General features: G+C 37.3%; 13 protein-coding genes and 2 riboswitches. Of the genes, 12 read left to right on the top strand and 1 reads right to left on the bottom strand.

All coding sequences use genetic code 11. The annotated features are described in order from the left end of the window. Positions 1-74 precede the first annotated feature (74 nt). Positions 75-815, top strand: coding sequence for an alpha/beta hydrolase (locus MKY13_RS08505; RefSeq protein WP_339216485.1), 741 nt, complete (start codon positions 75-77; stop codon positions 813-815). 164 nt (positions 816-979) lie between these two features. Here the strand turns inward: MKY13_RS08505 and MKY13_RS08510 are convergent, their stop codons facing one another. Beyond that, positions 980-1,801 carry a TetR/AcrR family transcriptional regulator gene (locus MKY13_RS08510; protein ID WP_339216487.1) on the bottom strand — a complete coding sequence of 274 codons (822 nt, stop codon included), beginning with the start codon at positions 1,799-1,801 and terminating at the stop codon, positions 980-982. A gap of 93 nt (positions 1,802-1,894) precedes the next feature. Between MKY13_RS08510 and MKY13_RS08515 the strand changes: the two genes are divergently transcribed. The 11 genes from MKY13_RS08515 (at position 1,895) to MKY13_RS08565 (ending at position 14,433) form a co-directional block, all read left to right on the top strand. Further along, positions 1,895-4,981 carry an efflux RND transporter permease subunit gene (locus tag MKY13_RS08515; protein WP_339216488.1) on the top strand — a complete coding sequence of 1,029 codons (3,087 nt, stop codon included), beginning with the start codon at positions 1,895-1,897 and terminating at the stop codon, positions 4,979-4,981. A 100-nt stretch (positions 4,982-5,081) separates the two neighbouring features. Beyond that, positions 5,082-6,257 (top strand): M14 family zinc carboxypeptidase, encoded by a 1,176-nt coding sequence (locus tag MKY13_RS08520; RefSeq protein WP_339216490.1) that lies wholly within the window; start codon positions 5,082-5,084, stop codon positions 6,255-6,257. A gap of 67 nt (positions 6,258-6,324) precedes the next feature. After that, a riboswitch (TPP riboswitch) is annotated at positions 6,325-6,423 on the top strand. Positions 6,424-6,476: 53 nt separating this feature from the next. Next, a riboswitch (TPP riboswitch) is annotated at positions 6,477-6,575 on the top strand. Positions 6,576-6,647: 72 nt separating this feature from the next. Then, the gene (tenA, locus tag MKY13_RS08525) at positions 6,648-7,340 is read left to right on the top strand and encodes a thiaminase II (protein ID WP_339216492.1); all 693 of its coding nucleotides are present in this window, start codon (positions 6,648-6,650) and stop codon (positions 7,338-7,340) included. Positions 7,341-7,352: 12 nt separating this feature from the next. Next, entirely contained in the window at positions 7,353-7,961 is a 609-nt protein-coding gene (locus tag MKY13_RS08530; protein WP_339216494.1) for a thiamine phosphate synthase, read from the top strand. Then, positions 7,945-9,051, top strand: coding sequence for a glycine oxidase ThiO (gene thiO, locus MKY13_RS08535; RefSeq protein WP_339216496.1), 1,107 nt, complete (start codon positions 7,945-7,947; stop codon positions 9,049-9,051). Before MKY13_RS08530 ends, thiO begins: the two co-directional genes overlap by 17 nt. Before the next feature lie 7 nt (positions 9,052-9,058). Continuing rightward, entirely contained in the window at positions 9,059-9,256 is a 198-nt protein-coding gene (thiS, locus tag MKY13_RS08540) for a sulfur carrier protein ThiS (protein WP_191699049.1), read from the top strand. Between the two features lie 3 nt (positions 9,257-9,259). Beyond that, positions 9,260-10,027 carry a thiazole synthase gene (locus MKY13_RS08545; protein WP_339216499.1) on the top strand — a complete coding sequence of 256 codons (768 nt, stop codon included), beginning with the start codon at positions 9,260-9,262 and terminating at the stop codon, positions 10,025-10,027. After that, positions 10,024-11,061: a ThiF family adenylyltransferase gene (locus MKY13_RS08550; RefSeq protein WP_339216501.1), complete on the top strand. Its 1,038-nt coding sequence runs from the start codon at positions 10,024-10,026 to the stop codon at positions 11,059-11,061. Before MKY13_RS08545 ends, MKY13_RS08550 begins: the two co-directional genes overlap by 4 nt. A gap of 737 nt (positions 11,062-11,798) precedes the next feature. Continuing rightward, entirely contained in the window at positions 11,799-13,073 is a 1,275-nt protein-coding gene (locus MKY13_RS08555) for a histidine--tRNA ligase (RefSeq protein WP_339216503.1), read from the top strand. A 336-nt stretch (positions 13,074-13,409) separates the two neighbouring features. Beyond that, positions 13,410-13,610 (top strand): cold-shock protein, encoded by a 201-nt coding sequence (locus MKY13_RS08560; protein WP_191699045.1) that lies wholly within the window; start codon positions 13,410-13,412, stop codon positions 13,608-13,610. 499 nt (positions 13,611-14,109) lie between these two features. Next, positions 14,110-14,433, top strand: coding sequence for a DUF3784 domain-containing protein (locus tag MKY13_RS08565; RefSeq protein WP_191699043.1), 324 nt, complete (start codon positions 14,110-14,112; stop codon positions 14,431-14,433). The last annotated feature ends 223 nt before the right edge of the window (positions 14,434-14,656 follow it).

Consider the following 14,656-nt stretch of genomic DNA (forward strand, 5'->3'; position numbering starts at 1 on the left):
AATACAGCTCTTTGTTTATGTTTACGTAAATACGGAAAAAGATAAGAGAAGAAACAAGGGGAGGACTGATATTAATGTTAAATTATACTCGAAAAGGATCAGGAGAAGTGGTCGTGCTAGTTCACGGCTTTTTAGGTGGCACAGCAATCTTTGATAAAATTATTGAACCTTTAACAAAGTGCTTCGATGTCATTGCAATTGATTTACCCGGACATGGAAAGAGTGAGGCTCCTGAAGGGGATTACACGGTATACCAGTATGCAGAAGATATTATCGATATCTTAACATTAGAAAAAGTTGAAAAGTCATATTGGATTGGCCATTCAATGGGCGGATATATTACGCTTGCAGCCATCGAAAAGCAATATACGAATATTGAAAAGGCTGTTTTATTGTATTCATCTGATGCACCGGATACCCCAGAAGCGATTGAAAAACGAGCGAAACAACAGGAAGAAATATCATTACATGGAGTCGGACCGTTTGTAGATGGGATTATCCATAACTTCTTAGCTCCGGATGCAGATGCAGAAGATGTGCTATTTGCAAAGGAAGTGGCACACGAAGCAAATGCGCAAGGGCTCGTTGCTGCACTTGGCGCAATGAAATCACGTCCAAGTCAAAAGGATTTAATGGATACAACATCTACTCCAATATTAGTCATTGAAGGAGAACAGGACAAAGCTGTTACACCAATTGTGACATCAAACCCTCATGTTAAAAAAGTAAAAACTAATACAGGGCATCTCGGCATGTTGGAAGATTCGAAAACCGTAGCCCGCGAAATATTAAATTTCTTGAATGAAGAAAATTAAAAAAGATAGAATGGCCTGATTATATCTTATATTTTATATAGAAGGCCGACTCCTAGGGGACATGTAGGTGGCTATGAGGCAGAAAGCAAAATAAAGCTGTTCAAACTTTACTCATCGTAAAATTTGAACAGCTTTTAATTGTGAAGCGTTTTTCGTACCTTCTTTTAAATGAAATGATTTTTTAAATATAATGTAACCCAATTAAAATTCTCATTTTTTTCTAAATTAGAAACAAGACCAATGACGATAGCAGGACGGGGATTTTCCATAGTTAGCTCTTCTTTCAGCAATTGGATGGATTCCTGTTCCAGATTATCATTTGTTTGTTGCTGTAATTGATCTAGTTCCTCAATAATATGCTCTATTGAATAGACCTTCATTCGACTGTACAGCTGAGATGAATCCTGTAAAAAAAAGACTTCACTTTTCGTAGCCAATAGCGTCGTTTTTTCTACCAGTGAATCAGCAAGTTTTATAACATCGAACGGTTTACACGATTCGAAGAAATTTTGTAAATACGCCTGTACCATCCCATTAACAACGAGCACTAAATCATACTGTTTACCTTCAATTTGATCTCCAAATACTTCGAATAATAATTTTTCCAAGCTTTTCTTCGCTAAGTCAACATAAAATTGGATTCGTTCAATCAATGTTTCATTAATCGCAGAAACCTTTTCCTTCATTAAAATTTCCGCAAAACCAGTATATTGTGACATTACTTTAAAGGTATGAACAAAATAATTATGGAGTTTTTCTGAAGGTGTAGACCCTTCACTGACTGCTTGGTCAACTTCTCTTATTATATTGTTCATAAAATGTTCAATTATTGCATAAATAAGTTCATCTTTAGATTTAAATGAAAGATAGAAGGCACCTTTAGAAATGCCACAGTGATCAGTGATTTGTTGAACTGATGTAGCTTCTATCCCTTTTTCTGCAAAAAGCTGTAGGGCAGAATCCATTATTAATTGTTTTCTTGTCATAATAATTTTGAGCCCCTTTCAATTGACACGTGACCGGCTAGTCATTATTATAGAATGGTGGTTACATATAGTCAAGAAAGGTAAGGTGGAACCGTGAAAGGCTTAGTAAATTTCGTATTGAAAAATAAGCTTGCCGTATGGTTACTAACAATCATAATCGTGTTCTCAGGTATTTATTCATCTACACGAATGAAAATGGAATCGATTCCAGACATATCGATCCCGTTCTTAATCGTTATGGGTGTTTATCCTGGTGCTACACCAGAGCAAGTAATGGATGATCTTTCAATTCCTTATGAAAAGGCTGTTGAAAGTTTAGAAGATGTAAAGGCTGTTTACTCTACATCGAGTTCAAATGTTTCACAAGTTCAAGTGGAATATGAATATGGCGTAGATATGGATGAAAAGAAACGTCAATTAGAAGCTGCTTTAGATGATATTGCACTTCCAGAAGGTGCTCAAGAGCCTTCTATTATGGCAATCAGTATGAATATGATGCCGGTTATTGCGTTATCAGTAAGTAGTTCAGATGAGGATATTGTCGAATTAACTTCTACGGTAGAACAAATTATCCTTCCAAAGTTAAACAAAATTGACGGTGTAGCATCAGCTACGGTTACTGGTCAGCATTTGGAAGAGGTATCCTTCACATATGATGAAGCAAAAATGAATGAATTAGGCCTAACAGAAGATTCTGTTAAGCAAATGGTTCAAGCAAGCGACTTAGCAGTTTCTTTAGGTTTATATAAATTTGAAGAAGGCGAGCAGGCTGTTGCAGTTGATGGTAAGTTCAAAACAGTGGAAGATTTAAAAGAAATGTTAATCCCTGTTACACCATCTGAAACAAATCCAGTGCCATTTGTGAAGCTAGGCGATATTGCTGAGATTGAAAAGGTTGGTAAAGTTCAATCGGTTTCTCGTACAAATGGTTCAGATGCTATTGCCATTCAAGTTATTAAAGGTCAGGATGCAAATACAGTAACAGTTGTAAATGCAGTGAAAGATTTAATTGAAGAAGAGCAAGAGTTAATTTCCGGTCTTCAAATCGATATTTCTTTAGACCAAGGTAAGCCGATTGAAGACTCTGTTTTCACAATGGTTGAAAAGGCAGTATTCGGGGGATTAATTGCGATTTTAATTATCCTATTATTCCTACGTGACTTTAAATCAACAATCATTTCGATAATTTCGATTCCAGTTTCAGTATTTATGGCATTAATGCTATTGCACTGGATGGATATTACATTAAATATTATGACGTTAGGTGCCATTACCGTTGCAATTGGTCGTGTAATTGATGACTCGATTGTAGTAGTAGAAAACATATACCGTCGTATGCACTTAAAAGAAGAAAAATTACAAGGCCGTGCATTAATTCGTGAAGCAACGATTGAAATGTTTAAGCCAATTATGTCTTCAACATTAGTAACAATTGCGGTATTCGCGCCATTAGTATTTGTAGGTGGTATGGTTGGAGAATTATTCGTACCATTCGCTCTTACAATGTCATTTGCATTAATCGCTTCATTAATCGTTGCGGTTACAATTGTACCAGCACTTTCTCACACATTATTCCGTAAGAAAATTTACGGTGAAAAATCAGAAAGTCAACATAAAGAGGTTGGTAAATTAGCATTAACTTACCGAGGTTTCTTAGAAAAATGTTTAAATCATAAGTGGATTACATCTATCATTGCAATCGTAATGTTAGTAGGTTCATTAGCATTAACACCTTTAATCGGTTTCAGCTTCATGGGTTCTCAAGAAGAGAAGGTAATGTATTTAACATACACACCAAAAACTGGTGAGTTAATGGAAGATACATTAGCGAACATTGAAGAAGTTGAGCAAGAATTAATCAAGCGTGATGACATCGATATTTTACAATTATCGGTGAATACTGAAACTTCAACAGACGCAGCTTCAATGATGACTGGCGGAGGTGCTGGTGGCGGTTTAATCTACGCGATTTTCGACCCTGATATGGACGATTTCGCAGGAGCGAAAAAAGAAGTTGAGGACTATATCTTCAACGTTGGTCAAACAGGTGAATGGAAAACACAAAACTTCGCGATGGGTATGTCATCGAATGAAGTAAGTTATACATTATACAGTGAAGATTTAGATAAGTTAAACGAAGCTGTAGCTCAAGTGGAAGATGTATTAGTTGATATCGACGGATTAGATGAAGTTGAATCAAATGCTTCTGAGCCTTATGTAGAAAATGTGATTAAAGTAGATCAACAAAACGTATTACAATACGGTTTAACTACTGCACAAATTTTAATGGCATTACAAACAAATACAGCAAAAGAAGTGTTAACAACTGTTGAAAGTGATGGCAGTGACATTAATGTTGTTGTACAGCGTGAAGCTAGATCTGCAGCTGCTGACATTGATGAATTATTGGAAACACCAATTCAAACTGCAACAGGTCAATCGATGACTATCGGAGACATTGTAGAGCTGGAAGAAGGTACGACTTTAAATTCTTTATCTCGTCAAAAAGGTGAATACTTTGCGACAGTATCTGCAACAATTACTGACAAAGATATTTCAAAAGCAACATCCGCAGCGGATGAAAAAATTGCTGATTTAGAGCTACCTAAAGGTGTTACGACTGGTGTAGGTGGTGTTGCAGCTGATATGACTGAAACATTCACTCAGTTAGGTGTAGCGATGATTGCAGCGATTGCAATTGTATACTTCATCTTAGTTGTTACATTTGGTGAAGGTTTGGCACCATTTGCGATTTTATTCTCATTACCATTTACTGTAATCGGTTCTTGGATTGGATTATTCGCGACAGGTCAAACGATTTCTGTATCAGTTATGATGGGACTACTGATGTTAATCGGTATCGTTGTCACGAACGCAATCGTACTTGTAGACCGTATTATCCGTATGGAACATGAAGGTATGAATATGCGTGAAGCAATATTGGAAGCCGGGGCAACACGTTTACGACCAATTTTAATGACCGCGATTGCAACAATTGGAGCAATGTTACCAATGGCATTCGGTGGAGCTGGCGGCGGTCTGATTTCTCAGGACTTGGCTGTAACAGTAATTGGTGGTTTATTATCATCAACAGTATTAACTTTAATCATCGTTCCGATTGTATATGAAGTATTATCAAGAATGCTGAAGAAAAATCGTAAAGATGTAAAAGACAATTAATATGGGCGGCCTGTAGGAATAATATTCTTATAGGCCGTTTTTTATTGTACAGTAAAGGGTATAGAAGTTAAGTTTTATACACCTAAGTGGGAGGAATTTTATGAGAAAAATATTGCTTTTTAGTTTAATATTTTTTGCTGCAGCCATTATTCATCCAATGACTACAAATGCTGCTACAGAAAAGGTTGACCTTGGAAAATATCCGGTACAAGTAATCGCAAAAAAGAATATAGAACTGAAGGATAAAAATGGGACTGTTATAAAAAAAGTAGCAAAAGGGGAGAAGCTTTTATTAACCGGGATACATGATAAGCAAGGTATCGTAAAAAATTCGTCTAAAACCGCTTTTCTTACTTTAACCGATGTCCACTATGATCAATTAGTCGACGGTTCGAAAGTTTTAACATTCGATGAAGTAGCCTCAAAGTTAAAGCTAATATCACTAATGTATCCTTCACTTACGAATTTACAGGAAATCGGACAATCTGTTGAGGGGCGTTCTCTCTATTCCATAAAGCTTGGAACTGGTAAAAAGGAAGTTTTATTCGATGCAGCTTTCCATGGTCGGGAACATATGACGACCAATGTGCTGATGGAAATGATTGATACATATTTAAAGGCTTACTTGAATGGCACTAAGATAGAAAAATATGATGTGAAAACGATATTAAGTGAAGTAAGTATTGTATTTGTACCAATGGTTAACCCAGATGGTGTAACACTTTCACAAGGTGGAAAAGTGAAAACACCTATGGCCAAGTTAAGAGCGATGAATGGGAGCTCAAATTTTAATCGTTGGAAAGCAAATATAAATGGTGTCGATTTAAATCGTCAATTCAATGTGAACTGGCAATTAATAAAAATGACAAAGCCTTCGTTTAAAGAATATAAAGGTAAAGCGCCGAATACAGAGCCTGAAGCACTTGCAATGAAAAGACTGATTGATCGCGGCAATCATTTAGCCTATGTATCCTATCATTCTTCCGGTCAAATTATATATTGGAGTCGAGCGAAGAGCCATTTTGAACGCACGAAAAAGCTAGTAAAGGGAGTTTCCTCAATTACAGGCTATAAAATGATGCCCGTAACAACAAAAAACGAACCAATCGCAGCTTCTGAGGACTACTTCACAAAAGTTAAAGACCGACCTGCGATGACGGTTGAAATTGCACCATATGCCGGTGAAGCCTCGGTGCCACTAAAACGCTGGAACAATGTTTGGAAGCAAAATAAAACTGTCGCACTATACGTAGCGAATGAAGCGAGAAAATGGTAGGCAGTAGGAAAAAATTTAAATTACCGTTGCATTTATTCAGAATTATCAGTAGACTAGTAGTAATTAAATGAATTTGCAGGGGGACACGTAAGTGTTGAGAAGGTAAAACCTGACCCTTAGAACCTGATCCGTTAACACGGGCGTAGGGAGCAAAATGTACAAGCTAATAATCGTACGTGGCGCTCTCCATCTTTTTGGAGAGCTTTTCTTTTGCAAATTTTTTAATTGCGGGGGGACACATTTGTGTTGAGAAGGTTAAAACCTGACCCTTAGAACCTGACAGTTAATACTGGCGTAGGGAGCAATAAGTGCGTACGTATGCACTTTTTTAGGCATCTCTACTTTTTGTAGAGGTGCCTTTTTTGCTTACGCCTCTAAGGAGGAAATAGGATGGATTTTTGTGGAGAAGTAAGAAAGCAAACGGAATATTATTGGGAGGCCAGTTTGAAGCATCCATTTGTACAAGGTATTGCTGATGGAACATTGGAGCTGGAAAAGTTTAAATTTTATATGCTGCAGGACGCCTATTATTTAAAGCATTATATGAAACTACTTGCAATGCTGGCGGCAAAAGCTAATGAAGATGAAGATGTAGCTTATTTCCTGGAAACCGCGAACTTTATACGGGAAGCAGAGTTAGAACTACACCGTTCGACTTTCAAAGAGTTGCATGTTACACCTGAAGAAATCAGAAATTTCCAACCAGCACCTGCAGCGTACAATTATGTTAGTCATATGTATCAAGCATTTTATACAGGGTCGATTGCCGACGCATACGCTGCGATACTACCTTGTCCGTGGTTATATCAGGAAATCGGAGGCGCATTACGAAAAGCAACACCGGGTGTTAAGTTGTATCAGCAGTGGATTGATCTATATGCCTCCACTGAGATGGAGGAAACAATTGAAAAACAAAAGGAAATGATGAATCGATTTGCACAGATGCCAGGAAATAATGAACGTGAATTGACAGCCCATTTCAAGCGCAGTTGCTATTATGAGTGGCAGTTTTGGGAAATGTCCTGGACTTGTCAGGATTGGCAACAGGAAGTGTACATGAATGAGCATGCTACGATTTTATAAGGTCATTGTTGTATGAAGTTAATGGCAGTAACAGATGATTGTCAGCCGATTTTAGCATTAGCGCAAAAAATTATTCAGATACAGCAAAGCGTGGATTATATACAAATACGTGAAAAGACAAAAACAATAAAAGAAGTGATAACTCTACTTGAATATTTGGAAGAGGGAGCTGTCCCGAAAGACAAAATTATCGTAAATGGTCATTTGGATATTGCGGTGAGCAACGGTATTCAAATAATTCATTTACCGGAGAGAGGCTTATCGGTACAACAGGTTAAACATCAATATCCACAACTTCGAGTAGGTAGATCGGTTCATGATTGTGCGGGCGCAATAGAGGCAGAGCGGCAAGGGGCTGATTATGTTCTTTATGGACATTGCTTTGAAACAAACAGCAAAAAAGGAAAGGTTCCAAACGGTCTTTCTCCTATTAATGAAATGAAAAAGAACTTAAAAATTCCCGTCTTCGCGATTGGTGGAATTCATGTGGATCGAGTCCAGGCACTCCTAGATGTTAAGGCAGATGGAATTGCGGTTATGTCCGGGATTTTTTCGGCAACGCATCCGTTTGCAGCAGCGAACCAATACAGGGAGGCCATTAAAGATGCAAACAAGCTATGACGTAGTCGTAATTGGCGGAGGAATTATTGGAAGTGCAATTGCTTATTATTTAGCAAAGAATCAAGTCGAGGTGGCCGTGCTTGAGGAAAGTCAAATTGGACTAAAAGCGACAAGTGCAGCGGCGGGTATGCTTGGAGCGCATTCGGAATATGAAGGCGATGGAAAGGACTTCTTCACTTTTGCGAGATACAGTCAGGCGCTCTATACGGAGTTAAAGGATGAACTATACGGGCTAAGTGGCATTGACATTGGCTGCAAAAAGGGAGGGATTTTAAAGCTGGCCTTTTCTGAACATGACAAGAAAGAATTAGGGGCAATACTCACACTGCCCACTGTGAAATGGCTTGAGGCAAATGAAGTAAGAAATCTAGAACCCGATGTTTCCCCGCATATAATAGGAGCTGCCTATATTGAAGAGGATGTTAGTGTATTGCCGTATCGTGTATGTCAGGCCTTTTTTAAAGGGGCACAAGTTTACGGTGCATCCATTTTTGAACATACAAAGGTGTTAAAGATTCAAAAGCAGTTGGATTCTTTTCAAATAGATACAACACTAGGAATGTTCAAAGCAAAACGGGTTGTTATTGCTGCGGGTGTTTGGAGTAATCCCTTTTTTCAGCTGCTAGGTGTAGAGCAGCAAATAACACCGGTCAAAGGGGAATGTATTGCTGTGGAAGGGAGAAGTACTTTTTTAAAACACACTATTTTTCATGATAAATACTATATCGTTCCTAGAAATAATGGGGAGCTAGTTATTGGCGCTACTATGGAGGAAAATGATTGGTCAGAACACGTAAGTCTGGATGGCATGGAAACATTAATTCAAAAAGCGAAGGAACTCTTTCCTGGAATTGGTCAGATGAAGATGAATGCTGCCTGGTCAGGATTGCGTCCACAAACATTCGATCAAAAACCATTTATAGGCTTTCATCCACATGATGAAGCGATATTATTTGCAACAGGACATTACAGAAACGGGATTTTATTAGCACCAGCAACAGGTGAGATGATTGCGAGCTTTATATTAAATAGGACTGTGAAAAAAGAATGGGTCGTGTCTTTTCAAATTAATCGACCTAACAGGAGATGAGTAAGCGATGTCTATTACAGTGAATGGGAGAAAGCAAATAGAGCACTTTGAAAATGTTCAGCAATTACTGAAACATTATGGCTTAGAAAATCGCATTGTTGTCGTAGAGGTTAATCATGAAATTGTCATGAAAGAAAACTATGAAACGACGAGCTTATCACAAGGTGATGTAGTAGAGATTGTTCATTTTGTTGGAGGAGGATGAAATATGTTAAAAATCGCAGATCGCACGTTTCAATCCAGACTGCTGTTAGGGACAGGGAAATATCCGTCGTTTGAGGTGCAGAAAAAGGCAGTAGAAATATCCCAGGCAGAAATTTTAACGTTTGCCGTAAGAAGAATGAATATTTTTTCAGAAGAGCAGCCTAACTTTTTGGAGCAGCTCGATTTGACGAAATATACGCTATTGCCTAATACAGCAGGGGCAAAAACTGCAGAGGAAGCGGTACGTATTGCTAAACTTGCTAAGGCATCCGGATTATGTGACATGATTAAAGTCGAAGTCATTGGAGACTGGCATACATTGCTGCCGGATCCCCTTGAAACTTTAAAGGCGTCAGAAATGCTGTTAGAAGAAGGATTTATCGTTTTACCGTATACATCGGATGACGTCGTTCTAGCTAAACGCCTTGAAAGTTTGGGTGTTCATGCGATTATGCCAGGTGCTTCACCAATTGGCTCAGGCAAAGGGATTATTAATCCAATGAATTTAAAGTTTATTATAGAACAGTCAACAATTCCGGTTATTGTAGATGCAGGGATTGGCTCGCCTAAAGATGCTGCATATGCGATGGAGCTAGGGGCAGATGCGGTATTACTGAATACAGCTGTAGCTGGTGCAAAGGATCCTGTAAAAATGGCTGAGGCAATGAAGCTCGCGATAGATGCTGGCAGATTAGGCTTTGAGGCAGGCAGAATAGAAGAAAAAGAGTATGCAACTCCAAGCAGCCCGACAGCAGGAATGGTGATGCCTTGAACAATCGTTATGCAAGACAATCCTTATTTTTAGGAGAAAATACGCAACAACGTATCCAGCAGGCAAAAGTCTTAATTATTGGGGCAGGTGCACTTGGCTCAGCGAGTTCTGAAATGCTGGCGAGGGCAGGAATTGGGCATTTGACGATTGTTGATAGAGACTATGTTGAATGGAGCAATTTGCAACGCCAACAGCTCTACGTCGAGACAGATGTCCATCGCAAATTACCAAAGGCTATCGCAGCTAAACAAAGACTGGAACAAATAAACAGTGAAATTATTATTGAAGGTATTGTGGAAGATGTGCACGGACTAAATATAGAAACGTTAATGCAAGGGCATATGATTGTTGTCGATGCAACGGATAATTTTGAAACAAGCTTAATCATTAATGATGCGGCAAATAAGAAAGGGATTCCGTATATATTTGGTGCCTGTGTCGGGAGCTATGGTCTCACATTGCCTATCGTCCCAGGAGAAACCCCGTGCTTACATTGTTTACTGCAGCATTTACCGATGGACACGATGACCTGTGATACAGTGGGTGTCATTAGCCCAATTGTTCAAGTTACGGCTGCGTATCAAGTAACACACATAATGAAATGGCTTTTAGGAATCCCAATGCAACCAATTGTTCAATCGGTCGACCTTTGGAAGGAAGAGCACGCAAAGGTACATGTATCGAAGCTTAAAAATTCACATTGTCTTACTTGCGGAGAACAACCAATTTACCCTTTTCTCCAATTAGAGCAACAAATGAAGGTAGGGGTGCTTTGCGGGCGGGATGCGGTTCAGCTAAGACCTGGCCAATCATATAAGTATTCGTTAGAACATATTGCAGAAAACATAAGTAAGCAAGTGACAAAGCTAATAGTAAATCCATATTTACTATCGTGTCATTTTGAGACATACCGTATCGTTTTCTTTGAGGATGGTCGTGCCATTATCCATGGTGTTGCAGACCCGATGTTAGCAAGAGTTGTTTATAATCGATTTTTACAAATAGGCGGAATCAATCAAAGAATGCAAGTGTAAATATTTCAAATGAAATGTGGTGAACAAGAGGGTACGAAATATAAATTCGTACCCTTATACTATTTGGTCTGATCAACTGCCCTCCTAAAATAAGGGAAGCTTTTACCGTTATTTGAATGATCTAAGTCACTTTAGGATAAATAAGGGAACACTTTACCGTTATTTTCAATAAAATCATGAAATTTCATGCTTTTTAGGTCAATAACGGAAATCCATTCCCTTATTTTCACTATTTTTTATGTTATTTTTGAAATAACGGAAATTCATTCCTCTATTTATCTCGTTACGCAATTCAATTTAAAAAAGCTTGGGAGGCAAGCCTGGAAAGCCTGCCTCGGAACGGATTACAACGGACGGGAACCTCAATAACACTTGCTTCATCGTCTTTTCCCGGAGCGCAGCAGAACGGACTTCATTAGAAAATCTTATTTTCAATTTCGTCTCCTAAAATTATAGTTATTAACTGTAAAATTTCCATAAAAAGTATTAATTATTGCCAATTGAAATTTGTTCCTGTATAGTAATGAGCAACTTATTAAGGAGGAATGTTTATGCTGAAATTAAAGGCATCCATATTTTCTACAACACATCATCATACAAAGTAGTCTTGCTATCTTTATTAATTTATTAATATCGAATAGGAAGACTATTTTTCGTGGAATCGTTACATAAAGCCGTTTTAGGAGCTTTATATAGACGATTTTTTTTATTGCCAAAAATAAAGGGGGAACACAGCAATGAAGAAAATGGATTATCAAAATGTAAGGGGTACACAGGATTTTTTACCGGAGCAAGAGGTAGTACGACGTAAAATTCGCCGAACGTTGGAGGATACATTTATTTTATACGGCTGTAAACCATTAGAAACACCGATGATTAATTATACCGATTTAATGGCTTCTAAATATGGGGGTGGGGCAGAAATTTTGCAGGAAATGTACACCTTAACAGATCGTGGCGAACGTGATTTGGCACTTCGTTATGATTTAACCATTCCATTCGCAAAAGTAGTCGCGATGAATCCAGGGCTTGCGATGCCATTTAAACGTTATGAAATCGGGAAGGTGTTTCGTGATGGTCCGATTAAAGCTGGACGATTCCGTGAGTTTACACAATGTGATGTCGATATCGTCGGTGTAAAGTCACAAGCTGCGGAAGCTGAGCTAATGATGATGGCAGTCAATGCTTTTGAGAAATTAGACGTAAACATCTTAATTCAATATAATAACCGCAAGCTTTTGTACGGGTTACTACAAGTGCTTGAAGTGGATGAACAAAAAATGAATCGGGTTATTTTAGTTTTAGACAAGATGGAAAAAATCGACCGTATGACATTAGCGAAGGAATTATTGGAGTTGGGGGTAGGTCAAAAAGCGCTAAAAAATATAGAAGCCTTTTTAGACGCAGCACCAACACTGTCGTATTTTGAAACATTCCAAGAAGAAAATAACTTCATAAAACAAGGTGTAGCTGAAGTACGTGAATTGATGGATTATTTAAACGCGCTTAATATTGCCGAAACCTGTCTTTTCAATCCGTTTTTAGCACGAGGTCTGGAAATTTATACAGGAACTATTTATGAAATTTTCTTAGCAGACGGTGTAATTAAATCAAGTATTGGCAGTGGTGGACGCTATGATAATGCGATTGGTGGATTAATAGGCACAGATGAGGAATTTGCAACGGTTGGTATTTCATTCGGCCTTGATGTTATTTATACAGCGTTTGAATTAGCTGGTAAAATTGAAGAAAAGCCTACAGAGATCGATATTTATATTATTCCGATCGGCACTGAAAAACAGGCTCTTCAACTTGCGACAAGCTTACGCAAAGAAGGTAATCGGGTCGAAGTGGAGCTAAGTGGCAAAAAGGTGCGCAAGGCAATGGAAAAGGCCAATCGTGAAAATGTATCAAAGGTTATTGTGCTGGGGGAAGATGAACTAGCTAAAGGGAAGTATGAATTGAGGGATATGAAGACACGGGATATTGAAGAAAAATCATGGACGTACTAAATTAGAAGAGAATAATACATCACCTTCGATCCTTAGTTAGTATTAAAAGGTGATGTATTTTCTGCTGCATGATGTCAGAGTAATACATTCTTTCTTAAATGAATCACATAGGGCAGGTTTAATTAAATGGCGCAATAAAGTAGGTAGTAGGCTATGTACTAGACAGATTCATTTTTATGGTATATACTATGTTTAATAAGAGTTATACAAGACAACAATAAATTCACCTATTACAAAAAGTATTTGGATTTTGTTTGGTACTTTTTGTAATATGTGAATTTTTTTCTTTTTAAGGAAATTGTCATCTTATTAATACGAATAATGGAGGTCATTTAAATGACACAAGGTACAGTAAAATGGTTTAACGCAGAAAAAGGTTTTGGATTTATCGAAGTTGAAGGCGGAAACGACGTATTCGCTCACTTCTCAGCAATCCAAGGCGACGGATTCAAATCTTTAGACGAAGGTCAAAAAGTTGAGTTCGGTATCGAAGAAGGTCAACGTGGCCCACAAGCTACAAACATCGTAAAACTTTAATTTTAATGATGTAACCATACAAAAGAGGTATCCTTTTATTAGGATGCCTCTTTTTGTGTTCAGTTTATGGTTTTCGTGTTTATGAAGATGAAGATTCGAGAGGTAATATAAAATCAGAATCCGCAATAATAAAATTACTTTTATGGATTTTAAAAATTCTATTATTTAAAGATGTTAAACTAGTTATCTAAATATAGGAAGTTAATGAAAGGGGCAATCTTAATGGATTTACTATTTATAATTTTAATCTTGGTAATATTACTTGGAATATATGATTTGATAAGACATGTAAATGCGAACTTAGTAAAACAAACAAATGAATTAAAAACAATACGAGAAGAATTAAGTAAAAATAAAATAAGTGAATAAACATCCTCAAACATCGCTTTGGATACAATTTATCTTTAACTAATGGAGCAGGTTAGTTGTACAATTAATGTTACTATTATTAGAGTAGAGATATAGGTTTTTTGAAACATTTACGAAAGGAGTTTTCATTTTGCTTGGATTTTTTAGTTTTATATTATTAATCTTCTCTGTTTTATTTTTCTTATTAGGATATGCGTACTTAAATAATAAAGCAGAAAACCTCATGATGTGGAGTTTTACAGGAAAGGTTGAAAATGTGATTGATAAGGAAGGATATAAAAGGCAACAAGGAAAGCAATCAATATTAATGGGAATAATTTTCCTTTTAGTACCAGTTTCTCTATATCTAGTTGATAAATTTGATATAAATGCAAAATTACTTTACATATGGCTTCTTGTTTTAGCTGGTACGACTATTTTAAATACCATAAAGGTAAGAAGGTATTTTAACTAAAAATACCTTTAGAAACATCAAATAATTTAAGTTATTCCATTTTGCATTAACATGAGCGTTTCTGGGATAAGTAGGGCAGTTTTCTTTATTAAGGAATAAAGAGTTTATGAAAAAATATACTTAAAGTAACGGAGCTTTAGTTCAACAAATATTTATAAGTATACAAAAGAAATCTAGATAACGTTCCCGAATGAAAGTTTGGCAAGAAGCAAAAACGGCAGGA

It is taken from the genome of Solibacillus sp. FSL W8-0372, from assembly GCF_037969735.1.
In the GTDB taxonomy this organism is placed as follows: domain Bacteria; phylum Bacillota; class Bacilli; order Bacillales_A; family Planococcaceae; genus Solibacillus; species Solibacillus faecavium.

Coding starts and splice junctions, on each gene's coding strand:
- MKY13_RS08530 (WP_339216494.1), top strand. CDS start 7,353: ATGAAGTTAATGGCAGTAACAGATGATTGTCAGCCGATTTTAGCATTA.
- MKY13_RS08520 (WP_339216490.1), top strand. CDS start 5,082: ATGAGAAAAATATTGCTTTTTAGTTTAATATTTTTTGCTGCAGCCATT.
- thiS (WP_191699049.1), top strand. CDS start 9,059: ATGTCTATTACAGTGAATGGGAGAAAGCAAATAGAGCACTTTGAAAAT.
- MKY13_RS08510 (WP_339216487.1), bottom strand. CDS start 1,801: ATGACAAGAAAACAATTAATAATGGATTCTGCCCTACAGCTTTTTGCA.
- MKY13_RS08545 (WP_339216499.1), top strand. CDS start 9,260: ATGTTAAAAATCGCAGATCGCACGTTTCAATCCAGACTGCTGTTAGGG.
- tenA (WP_339216492.1), top strand. CDS start 6,648: ATGGATTTTTGTGGAGAAGTAAGAAAGCAAACGGAATATTATTGGGAG.
- MKY13_RS08505 (WP_339216485.1), top strand. CDS start 75: ATGTTAAATTATACTCGAAAAGGATCAGGAGAAGTGGTCGTGCTAGTT.
- MKY13_RS08555 (WP_339216503.1), top strand. CDS start 11,799: ATGAAGAAAATGGATTATCAAAATGTAAGGGGTACACAGGATTTTTTA.
- thiO (WP_339216496.1), top strand. CDS start 7,945: ATGCAAACAAGCTATGACGTAGTCGTAATTGGCGGAGGAATTATTGGA.
- MKY13_RS08560 (WP_191699045.1), top strand. CDS start 13,410: ATGACACAAGGTACAGTAAAATGGTTTAACGCAGAAAAAGGTTTTGGA.